Raw genomic sequence first — 22,992 nt, 5'->3', positions numbered from 1 at the left:
GCTATACCTCTAAACGAGATAGCTCGAAAAGAGGTAAAGATGAAGCTGCTCCGCCTCGCCCTGCCCGTCTACGTGGAGCTGCTGACCGCCGTGGTCGCGGTCGGCCTGATCGACCTGCTCTGGGTGTCCCCCCTGGGCGGTCCGGCCGTCGCGACGGTGACGATCGCGACGGCCGCCGAGAACCTCGCCCTCGGCGTCGTGCTCGCCGTCTCCACCGGGACCACCGTCGCGGTCGGCCGCCGCGACGGCCGGGAGCCGCTCGGGCCGGTCGTCCGTACGGCCTGGCTGCTGGGCGGGGCGGTGAGCCTGGCGGTGGCGGTCCCCGGCGTGCTGCTGCGCGAGCCGCTGGCCCGGCTGTTCACCGAGGACCCCGGGACGGCCCGGCTGACCGCCGGCTTCTTCCTCGTCTCCCTGGCCGGCCTGCCGGTCTTCTACGCCCAGACGCTCACCGACGGGATCTTCAAGGGCCTCGGCGACACCGCCACCCCGATGCGCACCGCGCTGCTGTGCAACGCGCTGGTGATCGTTCTGGATCCCCTGTTCGTCTACGGCCTCGGCATGGGCGTCCAGGGGGCCGCCGCGGCGACCGTCACCGCCCGCGCCGCGGCCCTCGGCGTCGCACTGACCCTCCTGTCCCGGCGTCTGTCCCGCCGCGCGGCCGCCGGGCCTCCGGCGCGAAGGCTCCGCCTGGTCACAGCGGAGACCGGGGACGCCGGGGACGCCCCGGACACCGCGGGGCCGGGAAGGCTCACGGAGCCGGGGAGAGCCGGGAACGTCCGGGACGCCGGAGAGATCGTCCGCACCGGCCTGCCCATGTCCGGGGACTTCCTGGCCCGATCGCTGGTCGGCATGCTCATGGTGGAGCTGGTCGGCGGGTTCGGGGTGACGTCACTGGCCGCGTACGGCACCGGCACCAAGATCATGATGGCCGGGGTGATGGCCTTCTACGCGCTCCGGCAGGCCGCGATGATCCAGACGGCCCGGTCGGGCCGGGCGGGTCCCGCGCTGTCCCTCGGCCTGGCCGCGGGCGGGGTCGTGGCGGCCGTGCTCAACGCCGTCGCCGTGCCCGTGGCCGGGCTGTTCACCGCGGACGCGGCGGTGGCCGCCGGGACCGTGGACTTCCTGCGGTGGATGACGCTCTACCTCGTCCCGTTCGGCGCGCTGATCGCCGCGGGCGGGACGCTGCAGGCGAGCGGGCGCGGGAGCCGGGTGCTGTCCGCCACCCTGACGGGCTTCGCCGTACAGCTCGTCCTGGCCCACGCGCTGGGCGCGGCGCTCGGCGTCACCGGCGTCTGGCTGGCCATGGCGGCGGGCACCGCCCTGGCCGCCGCGCTCGTCACCGTGTTCGTCACCGCCGGGTCTCCCGTGGGAAAACCGGTTGCGGCCCTCCCTAACCTGGAGCCATGAACCACGCACTGTGCTACGCCCACCTCCGGGTGGGCCTGGTCAAGCGGCCTCGCGCCACCCGGGCCCTGGCCCGCTAGGACGCGCGCTCCGCATCTCATGACGCGCGTCCGCACGCGTGCGCCCAGGGCTTCTCCGAGACCCGATCCATCTCTCGGACCCCGAAGGGGCGAAACGCTGTGGCGCGTTCATTCGCACACGGAAACCATTCACACACCCAGAAGAAGGTCAGGGCCGGCGGCGGCGGGAGAACCACCCGCGACCAGGCGAGGCGTGCCCTCTCGCAGAACTTCATGGCCGATCCCCGCGAGATCGACCGTGTCGTCGCCGCCGCGGCGCCGGAACCCGGGGACCTCGTCCTCGAACCCGGCGCGGGAGAGGGCCCCCTCACCCGGGTCCTGGCCGGCCGTTGCAGAAAGGTCATCGCCTACGAGATCGATCCGCTGCTGGCCGGAAAGCTGGCCGCACGCACCCGCGACGACGACCGGATCGAGGTCGTCCGCGGCGACTTCACCGCCGCCAGGCCGCCCGCCGAGCCGTTCGCCGTCGTGGGCAACATCCCCTACGCGGTGACCTCGCGCATCGTCGACTGGTGCCTGCGGGCGGGGAACCTCACCTCGGCCACTCTCGTCACCCAGCTGGAGTACGCCCGCAAACGCACCGGCGACTACGGCAGGTGGAGCAGGCTCACCGTGGTGAGCTGGCCCCGCCACACCTGGCACCTGCACGGCGTGATCGACCGCGCCGCGTTCCGCCCGGTCCCCGGGGTCGACTCGGCGATCCTGCGCATCCGGCGCAGGCCCGCCGGCCTGCTTCCTCCGGAGGCCATGGACGCCTACCGCGATCTGGTCGAACTCGGCTTCAGCGGGGTCGGCGGCACCCTGCGCGCCTCGCTGCGCCGCCGCCACTCCGCCGCCGAGGTCGACGCGGCCCTCGCCGGGGCCGGCGTCGATCCGGACAGCGTCGTCGCCCACGTCCACCCGGACCGGTGGATCGCCCTGTTCCACCGTCTCCACTGACCCGCCGGCGGCGCCGGGCCCCGCGCCCGGCGCCGCCACCGGAGCGGACCTCCCCGGAACGCCGGCCCGCCGGAAATCGGGCAGGCTTGACCCTCACATCGTGTGAGGCCCTGAAGTGGGAGGACCATGTTCACCATCGGAGCCTTCGCCAGACACGGCCGCGTCTCGGTCCGCATGCTGCGCCACTACGACGCCGTCGGGCTGCTGCGCCCCGCCCACGTCGATCCGTACAGCGGTTACCGCTTCTACGAGGCCGGTCAGCTCGCCCGGCTCAACCGCATCGTCGCCCTGAAGGACCTCGGGTTCACCCTCAGGCAGGTGGCGGCGATCGTGGACGAGCCGGTGAGTGCCGAGGAGCTGCGCGGGATGCTCCGGCTGCGGCGGGCGGAGCTGGAGACGGCGCTCGCGGCCACGGCGGCCCGGTTGGCCCAGATCGAGGCGAGGCTCCGGACGATCGAAAGCGAGGGACGCATGAACATCGACGACGTGGTGGTCAAGCGCATTCCCGCCGTACGGGTGGCCGAGCTGAGCGGCACCGCCGCGAGCTACGAGCCCGAGGACATCGGCCCGGTGGCCGGGCCGCTCTTCGACGAGCTGTGCCGCAGGCTGGAGCGGGCGGGCGTGACCCCGGTGGGGCCGGGCATCGCCTACTACCAGGACGCCCCGGACGGCGAAGCCGTCCTCGTGCACGCCGCGATGCCGGTCGCGGCCGGCCCCGCGGACGGTCACGGCCTGACGATCGTGGACCTGCCCGCGATCGAGCGGGCCGCCACCATCGTGCACCGCGGCCCGATGGACGACGTCCTGCCCACGGCCCAGACCCTGACCAACTGGATCGAGACGAGCGGCCACCGTTCGGCCGGCTACCCCCGGGAGCTCTACCTCGAATGCCCCGGCGATCCGCGGGGGTGGGTGACCGAGCTCCAGGAGCCGATCGCCCCGGCGTGACCTTCCCGGCGTGCGAACGGTGCCCGGACACGAAGACCGCATCCGGGCACCGGCGCGTTCCCCGGGGACTCGGGAGAGGTCTCATTCGGGGAAACCGGGATGGGACCTCCCGGAGCCCGGGAGAGGCTCAGCCCTTCGAGGAGATGAGGGCGGCGCGGGAACGGGAGCCTACAGCCCCAGGTAGAGGGTGACGGCGTGCTCCACCTCGGCGAGTTCGTCGTGGTCCAGGTAGTGCACCGGGTCGCCGTGGATGAAGGCGATGTCGACGGACCGGATCTGGTCCACCAGGAAACGGGTGAGGGTTCCCGCCATCTCCAGCTCCGGACGGAAAGCCGCCGGCTGTGCGCTGGTAGAGGTGGGGACGACGGTCGCGACGTTCCACGGCATGGAGCTCGGGCTCAGCACCAGGCCGTAACGGCGCCCCCGCTGTTCGTGCCCTCGCTTCGCGTCTCCGAAGTCCACGCGGTAGACCGCGCCCCGGATCACCAGGCGTCCTGCTCTTCGGACAGATCTTCGTCGGCCAGCCGCTCGGCGTCGACACGAGCCTGGGCGAGCCACACCTCACGTTCCAGGAGACGCAGGGCGCGGCGGATCACATCGCTGGTGCGCTCGCCGCCCCGCTGTGCCGCTTTGATGATCCGCTCGTCCTCTTCGGTGGGCCTGAAGCCGATCGTTCCCATGCGTTCATGCTACGCGGCCGTTGAACAATCGTCGCGCATTCGTATAACAGCCCGCGGGCTCCGCCGAGGCGGCATCCGGGCCGCAGAGGTCCGTCCAGGCTCAACACACACGACGAGCCGGCACCGCATACGGCTTGGCAGGAGAACCCGTGTACGACCGGTGCCCGGACGCGAAGGCCGCGTCCGGGCACCGGCGCGTTTCCCGGGGGTCCGGGAGAGGCTCAGCCCTCCAGGCGGGTGAGGGCGGCGCGGAGGCGGGCGACGGAGCGCTCGCGGCCCAGCGCCTCGATCGACTCGAACAGCGGCAGGCCGACGGTCCGGCCGGTGATCGCCACGCGGACCGGGGCCTGGGCCTTGCCGAGCTTGAGGCCGTGCTCGGCGCCGACCTCCTCCAGCGCGGTCTTGAGCGACTCGGGGTCGAAGTCGGCCTTCTCCAGACGGGCGAGGTAGCCGGTGAGGATCTCCCTGGCGGAGGTCTTCATCGCCTTGTCCCACGACGCCTGGTCGAAGACGGGCTCGTCCAGGAAGAGGAAGTCGACGTTCGCCGTGATCTCGCTCAGCACCGCGATGCGGGTCTGGGCGAGCCCGGCGACCTTGGCGAAGGTCTCGCGGTCCCAGTCGGGCGCGAGCCACGGGTCGCAGCGGTCGATGAAGTCGTCGAGCGCCAGCGCCCGGATGTACTCGCCGTTGAACGCGCGCAGCTTCTTCTCGTCGAAGAACGCCGAGGAGGGGTTGACGTCCTCCAGGCGGAACAGCGGCACCATCTCCGACCAGGGCATGATCTCCCGGTCGCCGCCGGGACCCCAGCCGAGCAGCATGAGGTAGTTGACCATCGCCTCCGGCAGGTGGCCCTCGTCGCGGTAGGACTCCAGGGCGACCTTGTCGCGGCGCTTGGAGAGCTTCTGGCGCTTCTCGTTGACGATGACCGGCAGGTGCGCCCAGACGGGCGGGGTCACGCCGAGCGCCTCCCACAGCAGCTGCTGCTTGGGCGTGTTGGACAGGTGCTCCTCGGCGCGGACCACGTGGCTGATCCGCATCTCGATGTCGTCGACCACGTTCGCCAGCGCGAACAGCGGCGAGCCGTCGGCGCGGGCGATGACGAAGTCCTCCATCGCGTCGTTGGGGAACTCGACCCTGCCGCGCACGAGGTCGTCGACGACCGTCACGCCCTCGTCGGGGGTGCGGAAGCGGACCGCGCCCTCGGTGAGGCCCCGCTCGCGGCAGAAGCCGTCGTAGCCGCGGTGCTCGGAGCCGGTGCGGGCCTTGACGTCGTCGCGGGTGCAGGTGCAGTGGTAGGCGCGGCCGGCGGCGAGGAGCTTGGTCACCGCCTCGCGGTGCTGCTCCTCGTAGGACGACTGGAAGTAGGGGCCCTCGAAGAACGGGCTGTCCTCGTGGATGCCGATCCAGGCCAGCGCCGAGATGATGCCCTCGGTCCACTCCGGCCGGTTGCGCGCGGCGTCGGTGTCCTCGATGCGCAGGACGAACCTGCCGCCGGACTGCTCGGCCAGCGCCCAGTTGAACAGCGCCGAACGGGCGCCGCCGACATGGAACATGCCGGTGGGCGAGGGAGCGAAACGAACCCTAATCACGGGAGACCACCCGGTTGGTGAGAGTGCCGATTCCTTCGATGCCGACGCTGACCTCGTCGCCGACGTCCAGCGGTCCGACTCCCTCGGGGGTCCCGGTGAGGATGACGTCGCCGGGGATCAGGGTCATGACCGCGCTGACGTGGGCGATCAGCGCCGGGATGTCGTGCATGAGCTTGGAGGTGCGCGAGCTCTGCCGGAGCTCGCCGTTCACCGTCGTGGTGATGGCGAGGTCGTCCGGGTCGAGCACGGTCTGGATCCACGGGCCGAGGGGGCAGAACGTGTCGAAGCCCTTGGCCCGGGTGAACTGGACGTCCTTCTTCTGCAGGTCGCGGGCGGTGACGTCGTTGGCGCAGGTGTAGCCGAAGATGACCTCGCGGGCCCGCTCGGCGGGCACGTCGCGGCAGAGCCTGCCGATGACCACGGCCAGCTCGCCCTCGTAGTCGACCCGCTCCGACAGCCCGACGGGGTAGGCGATGGTCTCTCCGTGGCCGATCACCGAGGTGGACGGCTTCAGGAAGATCAGCGGCTCCTCGGGGACGTCGCCGCCCATCTCGCGGGCGTGCTCGGCGTAGTTCCTGCCGATCGCCACGACCTTGCTGGGCAGCATCGGCGCGAGCAGCCGGACCTGCGAGAGCGGGTGGCGCTCGCCGGTGAACTGGATCGAGCCGAACGGGTGCCCGGAGATCGCGGAGACGAACTCCTCGCCGGGGCCGCCCTCGACCACCCCGAATCCGACACCTTCACCTGTGGAGAACCTCGCGATACGCACAGGACAAGGCTAGTCGCGCCCGTGGGCCGCCCGGGACCGCCGCCGCTCCCCGGCCCGCCGCCCCGGGTCCCCGGCCGTCCGGTCCTCACCGCTCCCCCGCCCCCGTACGGCTCCGGACGGCCGCCGCCGGGAACATCGGGAACGCCGGAACGATCACCGGGGATCCCTTTTCGGAATTTCCCCGGAAAACCGCGGTAATCAATCAGCCATCTATTTCCATTATCCGCCCAATAATTATCATGTCCTGATTTCTATTGTTATTAGGGGTACCACCCTTTACAGGCACTGGTTCGGGGGAGCAGGCGGACTTCCCCTCGGGGGAGGGAGTCGACGTGACCGAAGCGAGCACGGCGAACAGGCCGAGGGACGAGGGCGCCCCGCCGTCGCGGACGCGGACCGACAACCCGGGATCCGGCGGAGACCTGATAACGCCGAAGGGCACCACGAGCATCGAGAGCGGCGTCGTCGCGAAGATCGCCGGCATGGCCGCCCGTGAGATAGAGGGCGTCCACGCCATGGGCACCGGCGGAACACGCGCCCTCGGCGCGGTCCGCGGCATGGTCGGCGGCGGCGACCGGAACGTCACCCAGGGCGTGGCCGTGGAGGTGGGCGAGCGGCAGGCCGCCGTCGACATCGACCTCGTGGTCGAGTACGGCGTCGCCATCCCCGACCTGGCCGGCTCGGTGCGCCGCAACGTGATCTCGGCGGTCGAGCGCATGACCGGCCTGGAGGTCACCGAGGTCAACATCCGGGTCGACGACGTCCATCTGCCCGAGCCGGAACGACCGGAAAGGGAACGGGAGAGCGAGCAGGAGGCGCGTGTCCGGTGAGTGAGCTGGCCCATGAGGTCGCCGACGCCGTACGGCACTGCCCCGGCGTCGCAGGGCTCTCCGGCGGCCCGTTCGGCGCGGTGGCGACCTACCTGCCGGGAGAGAAGGTGCCCGGCGTCGCCGTACGGGACGACCAGGTCGAGGTCTCCATCGTCGTCCGGCCCGGACGGCCGCTGCCGGAGATCGCCGAAGACGTGCGCGCCGCCCTCGCCCCGCTGGTGGGCGGCCGCCCGGTGAACATCCACATCGGAGGTATACGGTGAACGGATTTCCCATCTGGTCGCTCATCGGCCTGATCGCCGGCGTGGCCCTGGGCTTCGCGGCGGCCTTCGGCGGCCTGGGCGCGTTCCTGCTGGTGCTGGTCCTGGGCGCCGTCGGGTTGATCATCGGCCGCCTCGTCGACGGCGACGCGGTGGACCTGTCCAAGCTGTCCGCGAGGCGCAGATGACCGCTCCCGCCGGGTCCGCGCCGCCCGCGGCGGCGGATGTCCCGCCGGAGCCGGGCGGCGTCCCCGCGTGGGAGGCGGCCCGCGCCGGGCCCGGCCCGTCGGGTGTGCCGCCCGAGCGGCGGGGCAGGACCGACATCCCCGAGCGGGTGGTGGCGCGCATCGCCGCCCGGGCCGCCGGGGAGGTGCCGCACGTGCACCGGGTCCGTGAGCGCGGCGGGCTGGCCCCGGGCGGCACCCACGCCGTCGTGCACGACGAGCTCGCCGTCCTGGAACTGGACGTGTCGGTGGCCTACCCCGTCCCGCTGCGGCAGGTCGCCGAGGAGATCCGGCGGCACGTCGCCCGCCGCGTCCACGACCTCACCGGCCTCTCCGTCGGCCACATCGACATCGGCGTGACCGACCTCGTGCCGTCCCCGGGAGATGACACGCCATGACCGCCTCCGCCGCCCCGGAACCGCCGGAACCGCCCGGACCGCCCGAACCGGCAGGACCGCCCGGACCGCCAGGACCGCCCGAACCGGCAGGACCGCCCGGACCGGCAGGCCCGGCTTCCGGGGGGACGCCCACCGGGTCCCCTCCCCCGGGCCCGCCGACCGCACCCGGCGCGGGGACTCCGGAACAGACCCCGGCCGCCGGCCCGTCCGCGTCCGGCCCGGTCCCACGGAACCGGGCCGCCGACCGGGCGGCCGTCCGGGCCTTCCGCCCGCGCCGGGTGGTCCCCGCCGTCGTCACGGCCGTCCTGATGCTCGCCGTCGGCGGCCTAGTGGCGGCTGAGATCATCTCCGCGCTGCTCGGCATGCCGCTGCGCGTCGTGCCGTACGACCGCATGCTCGCCTGGGCCTCCTCGACGCCGTGGCGGTCCCCGCAGGCGCTGGGGGCCGCGACCCTGCTCACCGCGCTGGGCCTGCTGCTGATCCTGCTCGCGCTCATCCCCGGCAGGCCCGGGACGGTCCCGGTCAGGACCGGCGACCCCGACCTGATCGTCGGCGTGCGGCGGCGCGGGTTCACCGGCGCCCTGGCCCACGCGGCGGACCGGGTGCCGGGGGTCGAGCACTCCCGGGTACGGCTGGCCGGCCGGACCGCGCGGGTGACCGCCCGCACCACGCTGCGCGACGCCTCCGGACTCCCCGAGGCCGTACGGCAGGCCGTACACGCGCGGATCGAGGAGCTCTCCCCCGTGCACGACCATCCGGTGACCGTGCGGCTGCGGGGGAGGTGAGCCGGAGGTGGACAGGAGGACCGCGCGGGGCAACCGGCTGGGGCTGCTGATCATAGGTCTGCTGCTGACCATCGCCGGCGCCTACGCGCTCGCCCGCGGCACCCGGCTGCTCCCGCAGAGCTGGGCGTCCGCCACGGAGCCGCTGATCAGCCCCGCGACGCGCGCCGGATTCGCCCGCAACGCCCCGTGGAGCTGGGGGGCGCTCTCCCTGGCCGCGACGCTGCTCGCCCTGTTCGGGCTGCGCTGGCTGATCGTCCAGGGACGGAGCGGCAGGCTGCGCGGCATCCGCCTGGAGCACGGACCGGGCGGCGCCACCGACGTCCGCGCGGACACGGTGACCGAGGCGGTGGCGGCCGAGGTCCGCGCGCACCCGGCCGTCCACGACGTCACCGCCGCCATGACGGGCACGAGCGCCCACCCCGCCGTACGACTGCGCCTGACGGCCGACGAGACCGCCCCGATGAGCGCGATCTGCGAGCAGATCGGCGGGGTGGCCGTCTCACACGCGCGGTACGCGCTGGAGGCCGAGCACGTACCGGCCGTGGCCAGGGTGAACCTGGCCGAGCCGCCACGCCCCCGCCGGACCGTCGCCTGAGGGACGCCGGTCGTAGAGTGGCCTTCCGCAGGCAACGCCTCGAACGCCAGGGAGAAGATGTGTCGGTCGTGAAGATCAATGTCCTGACGGTGCCGGCGGAGATGCGCCGGGAACTGGAACGCCGGTTCTCCTCACGCGCCGGGATGGTCGAGTCGGCGGACGGGTTCGAGTGGTTCGAGCTGCTCCGCCCGGTCGAGGGCACCGACCGCTACATGGTCTACACCCGCTGGCGCTCCGAGGACGACTTCAGGCGCTGGACCGAGAGCCAGGCGTTCCAGCGGGGTCACGCCGGGGAGGGCGGCGGCGCCGGACACGGGCACGGCCACGGCCACGGGCAGGAGGCCGGTCAGGGACACGGGCACGGACAGGGCCAGGCGCCGGCCGCCACCGGGTCCGAGCTGTGGTCGTTCGAGGTCGTCCAGAGCACCGGCCCCGGCGGCCAGGAGTCCTGAGCGCCCGGCGCTTCTCAGGCAGGCGGACCCCCGGGGCGCACCCGGGGATCCGCGGCGCCGAAGACCCGGGCGACGCGGCCTGCGGGCGGAGCGGACGGGATTTCGGCGAGACCGCGTGGGCGGAGCACGACGGGCGAAGGCGGGTTGACGGGCGGACGTGATGACGGGCGGACGTGATGACGGGCGGACGTGATGACGGCCGGCCGAACCCGCCTCCGGAGCCGTCGTCGGACGCGCCGCGCGCATCTGGTTGCTAACGATCCCCTGAAAGCGCCCTTCCCAACTTGACCGGTTTGGTGGGATACGGACAGCATGATCCGCCCCCGTCGTCAGCCCCGGAAGGAACAGGCGTGCGCCGCCGCACCAGAGCACTCATCCTCTCCACCGTCCTCCTCGCGAGCCAGGCCACGGTGACCGGTCCGGCTCAGGCCGCGGTGGAACGCACCTCCGAGTGCCAGGGCGACTGGCTGCCGGCCACCCCGACCGCGCCGGACATCATGAACGGCGAGGTCGAGTTCCTGGACCTCCCGCCGGTCAAGGTCGGCAAGGACGTCGACTGGCGCACCGACCCCTACCGCAACCGCTCCTGGAGCATGGTCTTCCACTCACTGCGCTGGATGGGGCGGCTGGTGGCCGAGTACGAGACCAGCGGGGAGAAGTCCTACCTGACCCGCGCCACCGAGATCGCCAAGGACTGGGTGGCCGACAACCCGCGCCGCGGCGGCCCGAAGGCCAGCCCGTACGCCTGGCAGGAGCACCCCGTCGCGCTGCGCGCCCCCGCCCTGGTCTGTCTCAGCAAGCACGTCCAGGAGCCCTGGCTGTCGAAGAGCCTGGCCGAGCACGCCGCGGTGCTGTCCGACCCCCGCCTGTACGAGAAGGGCCACAACCACGGCATCGACCAGGACATCGCGCTGCTGGGCATCGGGTGCCGCTACAAGCGCCCGAAGTGGTCCGGCCTCGCCCTGCGGCGTCTGACCGAGACGGTCAAGCTGGACGTCGACTCCCAGGGCGTGCTGCGCGAGCAGGCGCCGCGCTACGCGCTCTACGTCCACGAGCGGCTCAGCGTCGCGATGGAGAACATCAAGGCGTGCGGCCTCAAGGTCCCCGCCGGGATCGCCGACCGGTGGGAGGGGCTGGAGACCTTCATCTCCCACTCCACCCAGCCGAACGGGTTCATGGTCCCGATCGGCGACGGCGGCGCGGACGTGCGGCCGACCGGCTACGACCACCCCAAGGCGAAGGTCAAGGTGTTCGGCAACGGCTACGTCTACGGGCGCACCGCCTGGGACAAGCCCGAGTCGGCGTTCTACTCCATCCGCTTCGGTCCCGGCCTGAAGTACCACGGGCACGAGGACCACCTGGGCGTGACCTACTACGCCCAGGGCCGCGACGTACTGGTGGACGTGGGCTTCCACTCCTACGAGGAGAACGCCTACCGTCGCTGGACGGGGTCGCCGCAGGCGCACAACACCCCGGCCGTGGCGGGACGGCCGTTCCGTGGGAAGACCGCCACCTCCCTGAGCAGGTCGTCCCTCGGCGAGGACCGGCAGAGCTACCGGCTGACCGACCGGGCCTACGGCGTGCCGAGGACCCGTTCGGTGCTGGTCGGCCACGGGCGCGACGTGATGGCCGTGCTGGACACCGTGGCCAAGGGCTCCAAGGTCACGACCACCTGGCACCTCGCCTCGGAGCTGTCCGTCGTCTCCGCCTCCGGCGGCCGGGTCGTGGTCAAGGACAAGGCGGGCTGGAAGGCCACGCTGGCGCAGGTCTCGATGCCCTCGTGCAAGCCGGTCGGCGGGCTCGAGGTGATCCGCGGGCAGCGGAACCCCTACCAGGGCTGGGTCTCCACCGCCTACCTCAGCAAGCAGCCCGCCCCGGCGGTCGTCTCCCCCGCGTCGGCGGACCCGGTGCTCACCGTCGTGGTGCCGGGGACCGACAGGCCCTCGGTCTCCTGCTCCGGTTCCAAGGTGACCGTGGAGACCTCCCAGGGCCCGGTGAGCTTCCGGGTCTCCGGCGCCGACCTGCGCTGAGCCCCACCCGGATACGCCCGGGGTACGGCCCGCCGTACCCCGGGACACGGCGGGCACGGCGGGCGGCGGTCAGCCGGCGACGTGGCCCGCCCGGAACAGCCCGTAGGTGACGGCCTGCTCCAGGGCCTGCCAGGACGCCTCGATGATGTTCTCGTCGACGCCCACGGTGGACCACTCGCCGTCCGCGTCGCTGGTGGTGACCAGCACGCGGGTGACCGCGCCGGTGCCGGACGTGCCCTCCAGGATGCGGACCTTGAAGTCGGTGAGCTCCAGCTCGGCCAGCTCGGGGTAGAGCCGCTCCAGACCCAGCCGGACCGCCTTGTCCAGCGCGTTGACCGGGCCGTTGCCCTCCCCGGTGGAGACGATCCGCTCCCCCTTGGCGTGCAGCTTGACCGTGGCCTCGCTGACCAGCTCGGCCCCGCGGGTCCGCTCGACGATCACCCGCCAGGACTCGACCGTGAAGTGGCGCAGCCGGCGGCCCGCCACGGTGTCGCGGAGCAGCAGCTCGAAGGAGGCGTCGGCCGCCTCGAAGGTGAAGCCCTTCGACTCCATGTCCTTGACGCGGTCCACCAGCTCGCGTGAGGTCTCCGGGGGCAGCTCGTAGCCCAGCTCGCGGCCCTTGAGCTCCACGGAGGCCCGGCCGGCCATGTCGGAGACGAGCATCCGCATGTCGTTGCCCACCTGCGCCGGGTCGATGTGCTGGTAGAGGTTGGGATCGACCTTGATCGCGCTGGCGTGCAGCCCGGCCTTGTGCGCGAAGGCCGAGACGCCCACGTAGGGGGCGTGGGAGTTGGGGGTGGCGTTGGTCACCTCGGTGATCGCGTGCGCGATCCGCGTCATCTCGGACAGCGACTCCGCCGGGACGAGGTCGAAGCCCCGCTTGAGCTGCAGGTTGGCCACGACGGTGAACAGGTTGGCGTTGCCGGAGCGCTCGCCGTACCCGTTGGCGCAGCCCTGCACGTGGGTGGCGCCCGCCTGGACCGCGGCGAGGGTGTTGGCCACGGCGCAGCCGGTGTCGTCGTGGCAGTGGATGCCGATCCGGGCGGAGGTGCCCACCGCCGCCTGGACGACCTCGGCCAGCTCGTCGGGCAGCATGCCGCCGTTGGTGTCGCACAGCGCGATCACCGAGGCGCCCGCCTCGGCCGCGGTGTGCAGGACCTCCAGCGCGTAGGCCGGGTTGGACAGGTAGCCGTCGAAGAAGTGCTCGGCGTCGAGGAAGACCCTCTGGCCCTCCGCACGAAGATGGGAGACCGTGTCGCGGATCATCGCGAGGTTCTCCTCAAGGGTCGTGCGGAGGGCCAGCTCGACGTGCCGGTCGTGGCTCTTGGCGACAAGGGTCACGACCGGCGCGCCGGATTCGCGCAGCGCGGCCACCAACGGGTCGTCGGCCGCCTTCACGCCCGCCCGGCGGGTCGCGCCGAACGCGGCGAGCTGCGCGTGCTTCAGGCCGAGCTCTGTTCGAGCCCGCCTGAAGAACTCGGTGTCCTTGGGATTGGCGCCGGGCCAGCCGCCCTCGATGAAACCGACGCCCAGGTCGTCCAGGTGACGGGCGATGGCCAGCTTGTCGGCCACCGTCAGGTTCAGGCCCTCCTGCTGGGCTCCGTCCCGTAGCGTCGTGTCGTACACATGGAACCGGTCGTCGTTCATGCGAGTCTCCTTGCGGGTCCGGGTCGTCCGCCGCGTGTCCGTCCGGCTCCCCAAGGTCCGCGGAGCCCGGCAAACAAAAAGACCCCTCACGGACGTGAGAGGTCTGCGCGCCGGCGTTGTCCCTTTTTCAGCCGGCGCGCCTGCCGATAATGAGCAGACCGTAGAACATGGTGACTCGGAGTCTACCCATACTCCACCACCATCTGACACGTACATCTCACCATCCGGGACACGCGCCGCGCCGACGGATGTTTTCCGGTGTCGGAACCCGGTGGGCGGCAAGAATGGCCGCCATGAAGGCGACTTACATCGACCCGGCGATCGGGCAGTATCTGCTGGCGCACACCACGCTCCCCGACGATGTGCTGGACGCGCTGGCCATGGAGACCCGCGAGCTGACCGGCGAGGGCGCGAACATGCTCGTCTCCCCGGACCAGGGGCGCTTCCTGACGATGATCACTCAGATCAGCCGCGCCGCGAACGTGGTGGAGGTGGGCACCTTCACCGGCTACTCCTCCATCTGCATCGCCTGCGGGCTCGCCCCCGGCGGCAGGCTGACCTGCTTCGACGCGAGCGAGGAGTGGACGGACGTCGCCCGGCGCTACTGGGACAAGGCGGGCGTCGCCGACCGGGTGGAGCTGCGCCTCGGCCCGGCCGCCGAGCGGCTCGCGGAGCTGCCGCCGTGGCAGGGCGTGGACCTCGCGTTCGTCGACGCCGACAAGGCGGGCTATCCCGTCTACTACGAGCTGCTGATGGAGCGACTCGTCCCCGGCGGGCTGATCCTGGTCGACAACACGCTGTGGGGCGGACGGGTCGCCGACCCCACGGCCGACGACGAGGAGACCCGGGCGATACGCGAGTTCAACGACCTGGTCACGGCGGACGACCGGGTCACCTCGATCATGCTGCCCATGGCCGACGGGCTCACCGTGATCAGGAAGAGCTGATTCGAAAACACTGGCGAGAGTCTCTCCGAATCCGGGGCGGGGGCGCACCTTTGCCGTTACTTTGGGTGGCGTCTCGGATACGTTACGCTCGCCCCCCGGAGGGAACGGTGAAGCCATGGCCAAGGCGCTGGAACGACCTGCCGCGGAGTCGGCACAAGAGGACGACCTGGAAAAATTCCTTCCAGAGATGCAGGAAAGATGGCCCGATCGGCGCGTCGAGCTCATCAACGGCCGGATCGTGGTGAGGGAGTTGCCGAGCAGAACCCATAACACCATCGTTTTCTGGATCCTGGGGCAGATCTTCGGGTTCGTGACCGAGCGAGGCTGGTTGATCTGGAACGACATCATGCTTCACCTGGGCACGCAGAGCGACCGGTATCGTCCTGACCTGACCATCGTCCCGGCCGAGCCCCGGATGTGGGATCAGAACGAGGTCCACGGCGACTCGACACTCCTCGTGGTGGAGGTGGTCTCGTCAAGCAGCAGCAATGACGATCACGTCGTGAAACCACGAAACTGCGGGCGAGCGGGTGTTCCGCTCTACCTGGTCATTGATACGTTCCAGAAGCAGATCCGCCTTCTCAGCGGTCCCGGTGAAGCCGGTTACACCCAGGAGGTCGTCATCAAGTTCGGCGCTTTCCTCGACCTGCCCGCACCCTGGGATCTGACCATCGACACCAGCAAGCTGGTCAATGAGTAGACCCCGCGCACAGAGTCCGGCCATTGTCGGCTGAACTCTCTCGTGCCCATGCCCGGAAGCCCTCCGAGGACCCGCTTCCGCGCCATGAACGTCCGGCGGTCCGGGCTCTTCACGGTTTTCCCCGCAGGCCTCCTGTGCTTGGTCGACTCTGGGACAGAGGGCGGGTGGCGCGGGGATGCCCGCGCCGCCCGCACCCGGATGTCCGCTCAGCAGATCTTGTGGACCCAGTGGTAGGGGTCGGGGCGGGTGCCGTACTGGATGCCGACCAGTTCCTCGCGGATGCGGGTGGTGACCGGGCCCTGGCCGCCGTCGCCGATCGTCCAGGCGCGGTCGGCGCCCTTGACAGTGCCGACCGGGGTCACGACGGCGGCGGTGCCGCAGGCGAAGACCTCGGTGAGCTCGCCGGACTCCGCGCCCGACTGCCACTCCTCGATGGACAGGCGCCCCTCCTCGGCGGTCAGGCCGAGGTCCGCGGCCATGGTGAGGATCGAGTCGCGGGTGATGCCGGGCAGGAGGGTGCCGGTGAGGGCGGGGGTGAGGAGGCGGTCGCCGTAGACGAAGAAGAGGTTCATCCCGCCCATCTCCTCGACGTAGCGGTGCTCGTTCGCGTCGAGCCAGACCACCTGGTCACAACCCTCCGCGACGGCCTGGCGCTGGGCCACGAAGGCGGCGGCGTAGTTGCCGCCGCACTTGGCGAACCCGGTGCCGCCGGGGGCGGCGCGGGTGTACTCGGTGGACAGCCAGACCGAGACGGGCCGGCTCCCGCCGAAGTAGGAGGCGGCCGGGGAGGCGATCACCATGTAGGAGTAGGTCGAGGACGGGTGGTTCACCCCGAGCGCCGGCTGCGTGGCGATCATGAAGGGGCGCAGGTAGAGGCTGTGGCCGGAGGTGGTGGGCACCCAGTCGCGGTCGGTCTGGACGAGCAGCTCCAGCGACTCGACGAACGCCTCCTCCGGCAGTTCGGGCATGGCCATCCGGCCCGCCGAGAGGTTGAACCTGGCGGCGTTGGCCTGCGGCCGGAACGACACGATCGAGCCGCTCTCCTGGCGGTACGCCTTCAGCCCCTCGAAGAACTCCTGGGCGTAGTGGAAGACCGCGGTCGCCGGGTCGAGGCTCAGCGGGCCGTACGGCATGAGCCGCGCGTCGTGCCAGCCCCGGCCCTCGGTGTAGTCGATCCGGATCATGTGGTCGGTGAAGACCTGGCCGAATCCGGGGTTCGCCAGTACCTGCTCGCGCTCGGCCGCGGTGCGAGCGTGGTCGGAGTGCTGCACGTTGAAGCTGAGCTTCTGAGCGGTGGCCATGGCGGGAATCCTTCTCTTCGAGTCGAACTGCACCTCAGTCCATTCTGCGATGGACTGGATACCGGGAAACTACTGCATCTAGGACAAAGTCGGCAGTGGACGTGGCACTGCGGACAAAAAGCAGCGCCCGGCGGCTCGCGGAGCCGCCGGGCGCGTGGGTGAATCGAGCAGGCGGCCTCAGCCGGCTACTCGCGCGACGATGTCGTCGCCGATCTCGTGGGTGGTCCGGCCCGCCCAGCCGGTCTGCCGCTCCAGGAGGTCGTCGGCCACGGCCTGTTCGATCCGGGCGGCCTCCTCGGACAGGCCGAGGTGGTCGAGGAGCATGGCGACCGACAGGATCGTGGCGGTCGGGTCGGCCTTGCCCTGGCCCGCGATGTCGGGCGCGCTGCCGTGGACCGGCTCGAACATGCTCGGCGCGGTGCGGTCGGGGTTGACGTTGCCGCTGGCCGCCAGGCCGATTCCTCCGGCGACGGCGGCGCCGATGTCGGTGAGGATGTCGCCGAAGAGGTTGTCGGTGACGATCACGTCGAACCGCTCCGGCTGCGTGACGAAGAACATCGAGGCCGCGTCGACGTGGCAGTAGTCGGTCTGGACCTCGGGGTACTCCTGGCCGACCCGGTCGAACGTGCGGGCCCAGAGGTCTCCGGCGTAGGTGAGCACGTTGGTCTTGTGGACCAGCGTGATCTTCCGGCGGGGGCGGCTCCGCGCCTTGTCGAAGGCGTAGCGGACGACGCGCTCGACACCGAACGCGGTGTTCAGCGACTCCTGTGTGGCGATCTCATGCGGGGTGTCCCGGCGCATCACGCCCCCGGTCCCGGCGTACAGCCCCTCGGTGCCCTCGCGGACGACGACCATGTCGATGTCCTCGGGCCGGGAACCGCCGAGCGGGGTCTCCACGCCGGGGAAGAGCTTGACCGGGCGGAGGTTGACGTAGTGGTCGAGCCGGAAGCGGAGCTTGAGCAGCAGGTCGCGCTCCAGGACGCCGGGGGGCACGCTGGGGTCGCCGATCGCGCCGAGCAGGATCGCGTCGTATCCGCGCAGCTCGTCCAGAACAGCTTCGGTGAGGACCTCACCGGTCGCGTGGTAACGCTTGGCGCCGAGGTCGTAGGTGGTGGTCTCGGCCTTGGCGCCGACCGCTTGGAGGACCTTCAGCCCCTCGGCGACGACTTCCACTCCGATCCCGTCGCCGGGGATGACTGCCAGGCGAATGTTGCGCGAGTCCATGTTCGCACCCTACCGGTTTGTCTCGACTGCCGAACACCCATCTCACGCTACGGACAGAACGGCGTGTCACAAACCCTTGATCGATTTGTCCGACTTTGCGACGTATTGACCGATTCATGAACCTTCGTTATGGTCCTCCCATTCGTATCGACGCCTAATCCCCGTGGGCCACCCCCATGTCCGGCCCCGGGGAGCCGGGGACCCACCTTCCGGAAAACCCGGGGCGCCGGAACACATGACTCCGCTGTCAGCGAGCGCGTTCCGGCTGCCCACACGGGTTTTCCTTGGGGCGAATCAGCGCGTTTCCCGCGCCGTAGGGCGGCCTCCACGCCCGAGCCCGACAGCTAACCCGGCAGGCCTTATGGAAGGAACCACCCTGTCCGGCAAGTTTTTCCCCCGTGCCCTGTCCATCGTCGCCGCCGGCACCGCCGCGCTCGCGACCCCCGCCGCCGCCATGGCGGACACCCCGGCCCCCTCACCGGTGGTCGCCCCCTCACCCACGCTCTCCGCGGCCCTCCCGGCCGCCGTCCCCACGCCGGCCCCCGCCCCCGCGGCCGCCGCCGAGTCCGGGTCCACGTCCGAGCCCGCGAAGGCCGCCCCCGCCAAGGCGATCGTTCCCGCCTGGAAGCAGGCCGTGCGGTGGGCGATGTCCAAGCGCGGCGTCCCCTACGTCTGGGGCGGCACCGGCCACGGCGGCTTCGACTGCTCCGGCCTGATGCAACGCGCCTACCGCGCCGCCGGCATCAAGCTCCCCCGGGTCACTTACGACCAGTACGCGGCCTTCCACAAGAAGGTCTCCTGGAAGAACCTCAAGCCCGGTGACCTCGTCTTCTTCAGCGGCCTCGGCCACGTCGGCATGATCAGCCGGCCCGGCTACATGGTCCACGCCCCGCGCACCGGCGACGTCATCCGCGAGGAGAAGCTCAGCTCCTGGCGGCGCAGCGTCTTCGCCGGGGCCGTCCGCCCCGACCGCTCTGGTGTCAAGATCTCGATCGAGAACGGCACCATGACGACCGGCAAGGACACCGGGAAGGACGACAAGAAGGGCGACGCGAAGGACGCCTGACGCGGCGCGGGAGACCGCCGGCCCCGATCCCGGCCGGCGGTCTCTCCCGGTCACTCCGGGCCGGTCGATCCGGGCCGGTCACTCCAGGCCGGTCACTCCGGGCCGGTCGATCCGGATCGGTCGATCCGGATCGGTCGATCCGGGTCAGCGGATGGGCACCCCGCCGTTGTCGCGCCGGTCCAGCGCGGTCTGCAGCGCGTCGGCGGCCTCGTCCTTGCTTTCTTCCGGACGGTTCCAGGGATACATGTCGTACATGACAAGCCTCGTCTCGTTCACGGGCGAGCGGGAAATGTGATGGGGGACTCCGGTCACGAGTCCGACCGGGCCTGGGGCCGCGGATCCGGGACGCGGATCCGCGACGCGAAGGTGAAGCCGGCGAACGCCATCGCACCGCGGCGAGGTGCCGGCCTGTCCGTCAGGCCCCGCCGCGGCAGGTAAGGATTACGAGAACCTGGCGCATTTCCTGTCACAGTACCCGCCCGCCGGAACGCCGTCTCGCCCGCCGTACACATTTCTCACATGATGAGACGACAGCGCGCGCTCCGCGTGACGGCCCGTCCCGCCGTGCACGCCCGGGATCCGCTCCGCCGTACGGGCTCGGGTCCGCTCGCCGTACGGGCTCGGAGACGTCTCCGCGGGCCCCCGCCGTACCGGGGACCCGCGGAGACGGCGGGCTAGTCGGCCAGGTCGACCGAGCGGCCGCTGTCGGCGCCGATCTCGGCGGCGATCTGGTCCACCACGTCGGCCGGGATGGCGGTGTCGACGGTCAGCGCGATGAGCGCCTTGCCGCCCTTGACGTCACGGGCCACCTGCATCGAGGCGATGTTGATGCCGTGGTCGCCCAGGATGCGCCCGACGACGCCGACGACGCCGGGACGGTCGCTGTAGGCGAAGAACGACAGGTGGTCGGTCGGCTCGATCTCCATCTGGTAGCCGTTGACCTCGACGATCTTCGTGATCTGCCGCGGGCCGGACAGCGTGCCGGAGACCGAGACCGTACGGCCGTCGGCGAGGACGCCGCGCACGGTCACCACGTTGCGCCAGTCGGGGCTGTCCGGGCTGGTGACCAGCTCGACGGTCACCCCGCGGTCCCTGGCGAGCAGCGGGGCGTTGACGTAGGTGACGGAGTCCTCCACCACGTCGGCGAAGACGCCCTTGAGCGCGGCCAGCTCCAGCACCCGGACGTCGTGCGCGGAGATCTCACCGCGGACCTCGACGTCCAGGCGGGTGGCGACCTCGCCGGCCAGCGCGGTGAAGACCCGGCCGAGCTTCTCGGCCAGCGGCAGGCCGGGCTTGACGTCCTCGGCGACGGCGCCGCCCTGGACGTTGACGGCGTCCGGCACGAACTCCCCGGCAAGGGCCAGCTTCACGCTGCGCGCGACCTGGGTGCCGGCCTTCTCCTGGGCCTCGTGGGTGGAGGCGCCCAGGTGCGGGGTGACGACGACCTGGTCCAGCTCGAACAGCGGGCTGTCGGTGACCGGCTCCTTGGGGAAGACGTCGACGCCGGCGCCGGCGACCCGGCCCTCCTTGATCGCCGAGTACAGGGCGTTCTCGTCGATGATGCCGCCGCGGGCGACGTTGATCAGGCGCACCGTCGGCTTGACGGCCCGCAGCTCCTTGTCGCCGATGAGCCCGATGGTCTCCTTGGACTTGGGCAGGTGCACGGTGATGAAGTCGGCCTCGGCGAGGGCCTCCTCCAGCGACACCAGGCGAACGCCCATCTGCGCGGCGCGGGCCGGCTGCAGGTAGGGGTCGTAGGCGATCAGCTCGACCCCGAACGGCTGCAGGCGCTGGGCGACGAGCTGGCCGATCTTGCCGAGGCCGAGGATGGCGACGACCTTCTGGTCGAGCTCGACGCCGGTGTACTTGGAGCGCTTCCACTCGCCGCCCTTGAGCGCGGAGTGCGCCTGGGCGACGTTGCGCGCGGAGGCGAGGATCAACGCGACGGTGTGCTCGGCGGCGCTGGTGATGTTGGAGGTCGGGGCGTTGACGACCATGACACCGGCCTTGGTGGCGGCCTCGACGTCGACGTTGTCCAGCCCGACGCCGGCGCGGGCGACGACCCGGAGCTTCGGCGCGGCGGCGATCGCTTCGGCGTCCACCTGGGTGGCGCTGCGCACGATGAGGGCGTCGACCCCGGCGAGGGCGGGCAGGAACTGCGCGCGGTCGGCGCCGTCGACGTGGCGGACGTCGAAGTCCGCGCCCAGGACCGCGAGACCGGCCTCGGAGAGTTCCTCTGCGACCAGTACGACGGGCTTGTTCACAGGCGGGATCCTTAAGACGAGAGGCTGCTGCACGACCTCTCGAGTCTACCGACGCTTGTGAACGTGTTCACGAGTGTCCCGGCATACGAGACGGGTCTTGCCGCTACCCATCCGGGACGATCTCATGCGTACAAAATTCAACTTGGTATTGCTCACCACAAAAGTTCACGATTACCCTCATAAGCCGTGGTCCCCTACCTATCGTTCCTCATATGAGCATCGGGAACCCCGCTCTCGGCGACGTGCTCGCACAGCACGGCGGCCCGCACCGGCTGCTGGCGGCGCTCGCCGAATGGGGACTCCTGGTAGCCGTGCGACCGGACCGCTCCGTCGTGCTCGGCACGACGCAGACGGGTGAACGCGTGCTCCTCGGATACACCTCGACGAGCACCTACGCACGGCACCGTGGCAGCCACTCCCTGTCGGCCTGCGACGCCGACACCATCCTCGACATCCAGCGCGTCACCGGTGTGCGGGAAATCGTGATCGACGCAGCGGGACCGGCGGCCGCCGCCGTCCCCATCGAGGACCTCAGGCGATATCTCGACTCCACCCGCAGCGGTCCCGCGCCCGCGCTGACGTCCAGCACCCCGACGGCGTACGCCACCGGGGCGATGGCCACGGTGTCGCGTCCCGCGCCGGTCCGCCCCCAGCAGCGGACCGCCGCACCCACCGGGGCCGCAGTGCCCGCGCAGCCGTGGATCCCCGCCCCCCGGCCCCACCTGTCGGGGCCGATGCAGATGGTGGATCCGGGCTACCGTCGCTGCCGCCATCCCATCCTGCCCGCGCTGCGGGCGGCGATCGCGCAGGTCCTCGCCGACTACCCGCTCGTCCACCACGTGTGGATCTCCGAGGCCAGGACCTCCTCCGGCGCGCCCGGGATCATGTTGCACGTCAAGGTGCACATGACGGCGGCCGAGGACGTGGTCCGGGACATCCACCGCGGGGTGCGCGCCCGGCTGCCGCAGCTCGCCGCCAGCGAGGCGCCGATCCTGATGGCACGGGTCGCCGACGCGCGCACCGAGCGGCGGATGATCGAGCTCTGCGCCCACGTGGTCTGCGCCGACGTCATCGACTGAGACCGTCCTCCGGCGTGGGCGGGACGTCCCGCCCACGCCGCCCGGGCCGGTCCCCGCCCGGTGGACGACGCCCGGCTCGCGACCCCGAGCCGCCCGGGTCCGTCCCCGTGCCCTCGCGACGCCTTCGCGTGAACCGGTACGGCCGGCGCCACCCTCCCGGCACCGGCCCCGGGCGGGTCACTTGATCAGGACGTTCGCGGCGACGACGAACAGGCCCAGCAGCATGCTCGCGCCGCCCGTCCGCAGGGCCGCCCAACGGGCGCGGCCGGAGACCCGCGCCGCCCACACCCCCAGGCCGAAGAGCGTGAACGCGTTGAGCACCAGGACCGCCTCGACCGCGATGTAGGGGTCCCACCACCGCAGGTGCGCCGCCAGGAGCGAGGCCACCGCAGGCAGCGCCGCCGCCACCAGCGGCCACTCCGCCAGCAGCGAGCGCGCCGCGTGGGCGAACGACCCGCCCGTCCGCGCCGGTTCAGCGATGGCGTGCGCGTAGGCGTGGGCCGCGGCCGAGACGAGCGCGGACACCAGGATCCACAGCAACTCGTAGCCGGGGTTCGGCGGGACTCCGGTCTTGTCGAGCGCCGCGGCCAGGCTGCTGGCCAGGACGGTCCCGTAGACGGCGCCGAACAGCGTCCGCCGGGACGGCCGGCGCCACAGGTCCCGCAGGAACGCCGCCGCGCCGGAACGGCCGGTGCCGGGGGGCCCCGGGCCGCCCGCCCCCGCCCCGCCCAGCCGCCCCTCACCGCCGCGCCCCCAGCCCCCCCCCGCGTCCCCCGGCCCG

24 protein-coding genes and 1 riboswitch are annotated in these 22,992 nt (G+C 71.5%); of the genes, 15 read left to right on the top strand and 9 right to left on the bottom strand.

From position 1 onward, the window contains the following. The first annotated feature begins 39 nt into the window (after positions 1 to 39). The 3 genes from ACFYSC_RS11180 to ACFYSC_RS11170 all read left to right on the top strand — a co-directional run bounded on the left by ACFYSC_RS11180 (position 40) and on the right by ACFYSC_RS11170 (position 3,371). Positions 40 to 1,407, top strand: coding sequence for an MATE family efflux transporter (locus ACFYSC_RS11180; protein WP_389959825.1), 1,368 nt, complete (start codon positions 40 to 42; stop codon positions 1,405 to 1,407). Between the two features lie 176 nt (positions 1,408 to 1,583). Next, entirely contained in the window at positions 1,584 to 2,423 is an 840-nt protein-coding gene (erm, locus tag ACFYSC_RS11175) for an ErmE/ErmH/ErmO/ErmR family 23S rRNA (adenine(2058)-N(6))-methyltransferase (RefSeq protein ID WP_389959822.1), read from the top strand. 126 nt (positions 2,424 to 2,549) lie between these two features. Next, on the top strand, positions 2,550 to 3,371 hold the full coding sequence (locus tag ACFYSC_RS11170) for a MerR family transcriptional regulator (RefSeq protein WP_389959821.1): 822 nt from the start codon (positions 2,550 to 2,552) through the stop codon (positions 3,369 to 3,371). Between the two features lie 168 nt (positions 3,372 to 3,539). Here the strand turns inward: ACFYSC_RS11170 and ACFYSC_RS11165 are convergent, their stop codons facing one another. The 4 genes from ACFYSC_RS11165 to ACFYSC_RS11150 all read right to left on the bottom strand — a co-directional run bounded on the left by ACFYSC_RS11165 (position 3,540) and on the right by ACFYSC_RS11150 (position 6,409). Continuing rightward, positions 3,540 to 3,857, bottom strand: a complete 318-nt coding sequence (locus tag ACFYSC_RS11165; RefSeq protein ID WP_389959818.1) for a type II toxin-antitoxin system PemK/MazF family toxin — start codon at positions 3,855 to 3,857, stop codon at positions 3,540 to 3,542. Further along, on the bottom strand, positions 3,854 to 4,051 hold the full coding sequence (locus ACFYSC_RS11160; RefSeq protein ID WP_389959815.1) for a hypothetical protein: 198 nt from the start codon (positions 4,049 to 4,051) through the stop codon (positions 3,854 to 3,856). Before ACFYSC_RS11160 ends, ACFYSC_RS11165 begins: the two co-directional genes overlap by 4 nt. A gap of 221 nt (positions 4,052 to 4,272) precedes the next feature. After that, on the bottom strand, positions 4,273 to 5,604 hold the full coding sequence (gene gltX / locus ACFYSC_RS11155) for a glutamate--tRNA ligase (protein ID WP_389960314.1): 1,332 nt from the start codon (positions 5,602 to 5,604) through the stop codon (positions 4,273 to 4,275). Positions 5,605 to 5,632: 28 nt separating this feature from the next. After that, on the bottom strand, positions 5,633 to 6,409 hold the full coding sequence (locus ACFYSC_RS11150; RefSeq protein WP_362945951.1) for a fumarylacetoacetate hydrolase family protein: 777 nt from the start codon (positions 6,407 to 6,409) through the stop codon (positions 5,633 to 5,635). A gap of 332 nt (positions 6,410 to 6,741) precedes the next feature. Here ACFYSC_RS11150 and ACFYSC_RS11145 point away from each other — a divergent pair, with 332 nt between their 5' ends. The 8 genes from ACFYSC_RS11145 to ACFYSC_RS11110 all read left to right on the top strand — a co-directional run bounded on the left by ACFYSC_RS11145 (position 6,742) and on the right by ACFYSC_RS11110 (position 11,983). Continuing rightward, positions 6,742 to 7,239, top strand: a complete 498-nt coding sequence (locus ACFYSC_RS11145) for an Asp23/Gls24 family envelope stress response protein (RefSeq protein WP_389959812.1) — start codon at positions 6,742 to 6,744, stop codon at positions 7,237 to 7,239. Next, positions 7,236 to 7,502: a hypothetical protein gene (locus ACFYSC_RS11140; protein ID WP_362945953.1), complete on the top strand. Its 267-nt coding sequence runs from the start codon at positions 7,236 to 7,238 to the stop codon at positions 7,500 to 7,502. The genes ACFYSC_RS11145 and ACFYSC_RS11140 overlap by 4 nt, the downstream gene beginning before the upstream one ends. Continuing rightward, positions 7,499 to 7,687: a hypothetical protein gene (locus tag ACFYSC_RS11135; RefSeq protein WP_389959809.1), complete on the top strand. Its 189-nt coding sequence runs from the start codon at positions 7,499 to 7,501 to the stop codon at positions 7,685 to 7,687. Before ACFYSC_RS11140 ends, ACFYSC_RS11135 begins: the two co-directional genes overlap by 4 nt. Beyond that, entirely contained in the window at positions 7,684 to 8,121 is a 438-nt protein-coding gene (locus ACFYSC_RS11130; protein ID WP_389959806.1) for an Asp23/Gls24 family envelope stress response protein, read from the top strand. Before ACFYSC_RS11135 ends, ACFYSC_RS11130 begins: the two co-directional genes overlap by 4 nt. Positions 8,122 to 8,399: 278 nt before the next feature. After that, positions 8,400 to 8,906 carry a DUF6286 domain-containing protein gene (locus ACFYSC_RS11125; protein WP_389959803.1) on the top strand — a complete coding sequence of 169 codons (507 nt, stop codon included), beginning with the start codon at positions 8,400 to 8,402 and terminating at the stop codon, positions 8,904 to 8,906. A 7-nt stretch (positions 8,907 to 8,913) separates the two neighbouring features. Continuing rightward, positions 8,914 to 9,501: a hypothetical protein gene (locus ACFYSC_RS11120; protein ID WP_362945963.1), complete on the top strand. Its 588-nt coding sequence runs from the start codon at positions 8,914 to 8,916 to the stop codon at positions 9,499 to 9,501. 59 nt (positions 9,502 to 9,560) lie between these two features. After that, positions 9,561 to 9,953: an antibiotic biosynthesis monooxygenase family protein gene (locus tag ACFYSC_RS11115; protein WP_389959800.1), complete on the top strand. Its 393-nt coding sequence runs from the start codon at positions 9,561 to 9,563 to the stop codon at positions 9,951 to 9,953. 350 nt (positions 9,954 to 10,303) lie between these two features. Then, on the top strand, positions 10,304 to 11,983 hold the full coding sequence (locus ACFYSC_RS11110; RefSeq protein ID WP_389959797.1) for a heparinase II/III family protein: 1,680 nt from the start codon (positions 10,304 to 10,306) through the stop codon (positions 11,981 to 11,983). Between the two features lie 69 nt (positions 11,984 to 12,052). Here the strand turns inward: ACFYSC_RS11110 and cimA are convergent, their stop codons facing one another. Next, positions 12,053 to 13,630 carry a citramalate synthase gene (gene cimA / locus ACFYSC_RS11105; RefSeq protein ID WP_362945970.1) on the bottom strand — a complete coding sequence of 526 codons (1,578 nt, stop codon included), beginning with the start codon at positions 13,628 to 13,630 and terminating at the stop codon, positions 12,053 to 12,055. Positions 13,631 to 13,923: 293 nt separating this feature from the next. On the opposite strand from cimA, the gene ACFYSC_RS11100 reads away from it, so the two are divergent. Then, complete coding sequence (locus ACFYSC_RS11100) at positions 13,924 to 14,577, top strand: O-methyltransferase (protein WP_389959795.1); 654 nt, start codon at positions 13,924 to 13,926, stop codon at positions 14,575 to 14,577. Between the two features lie 115 nt (positions 14,578 to 14,692). Further along, positions 14,693 to 15,277, top strand: a complete 585-nt coding sequence (locus ACFYSC_RS11095; protein WP_389959793.1) for a Uma2 family endonuclease — start codon at positions 14,693 to 14,695, stop codon at positions 15,275 to 15,277. Positions 15,278 to 15,483: 206 nt separating this feature from the next. Here ACFYSC_RS11095 and ACFYSC_RS11090 read toward each other — a convergent pair whose 3' ends face one another. Further along, positions 15,484 to 16,578, bottom strand: coding sequence for a branched-chain amino acid aminotransferase (locus tag ACFYSC_RS11090; protein WP_389959790.1), 1,095 nt, complete (start codon positions 16,576 to 16,578; stop codon positions 15,484 to 15,486). A 177-nt stretch (positions 16,579 to 16,755) separates the two neighbouring features. Further along, positions 16,756 to 17,802: a 3-isopropylmalate dehydrogenase gene (locus tag ACFYSC_RS11085; protein ID WP_389959788.1), complete on the bottom strand. Its 1,047-nt coding sequence runs from the start codon at positions 17,800 to 17,802 to the stop codon at positions 16,756 to 16,758. 141 nt (positions 17,803 to 17,943) lie between these two features. Continuing rightward, positions 17,944 to 18,176, top strand: a riboswitch (cyclic di-AMP (ydaO/yuaA leader). Here ACFYSC_RS11085 and ACFYSC_RS11080 point away from each other — a divergent pair. Next, on the top strand, positions 18,164 to 18,868 hold the full coding sequence (locus ACFYSC_RS11080) for a C40 family peptidase (protein WP_389959785.1): 705 nt from the start codon (positions 18,164 to 18,166) through the stop codon (positions 18,866 to 18,868). (Overlaps the previous riboswitch by 13 nt.) Before the next feature lie 674 nt (positions 18,869 to 19,542). Here ACFYSC_RS11080 and serA read toward each other — a convergent pair. Then, complete coding sequence (gene serA, locus ACFYSC_RS11075; RefSeq protein ID WP_389959784.1) at positions 19,543 to 21,132, bottom strand: phosphoglycerate dehydrogenase; 1,590 nt, start codon at positions 21,130 to 21,132, stop codon at positions 19,543 to 19,545. 212 nt (positions 21,133 to 21,344) lie between these two features. On the opposite strand from serA, the gene ACFYSC_RS11070 reads away from it, so the two are divergent. After that, a complete protein-coding gene (locus ACFYSC_RS11070; protein ID WP_362947360.1) occupies positions 21,345 to 22,211 on the top strand; it encodes a hypothetical protein in 867 nt (288 codons plus the stop codon). A gap of 177 nt (positions 22,212 to 22,388) precedes the next feature. Here the strand turns inward: ACFYSC_RS11070 and ACFYSC_RS11065 are convergent. Beyond that, a partial coding sequence (locus ACFYSC_RS11065) for a hypothetical protein (RefSeq protein ID WP_389959781.1) occupies positions 22,389 to 22,992 on the bottom strand: 604 nt, incomplete at its 5' end.

The sequence above is a fragment of the Streptosporangium sp. NPDC004379 genome (assembly GCF_042873875.1).
Classification (GTDB): domain Bacteria; phylum Actinomycetota; class Actinomycetes; order Streptosporangiales; family Streptosporangiaceae; genus Streptosporangium.
Note: the sequence above shows the minus strand (reverse complement) of the source record. Positions and strands in the feature narration are given on the sequence as shown.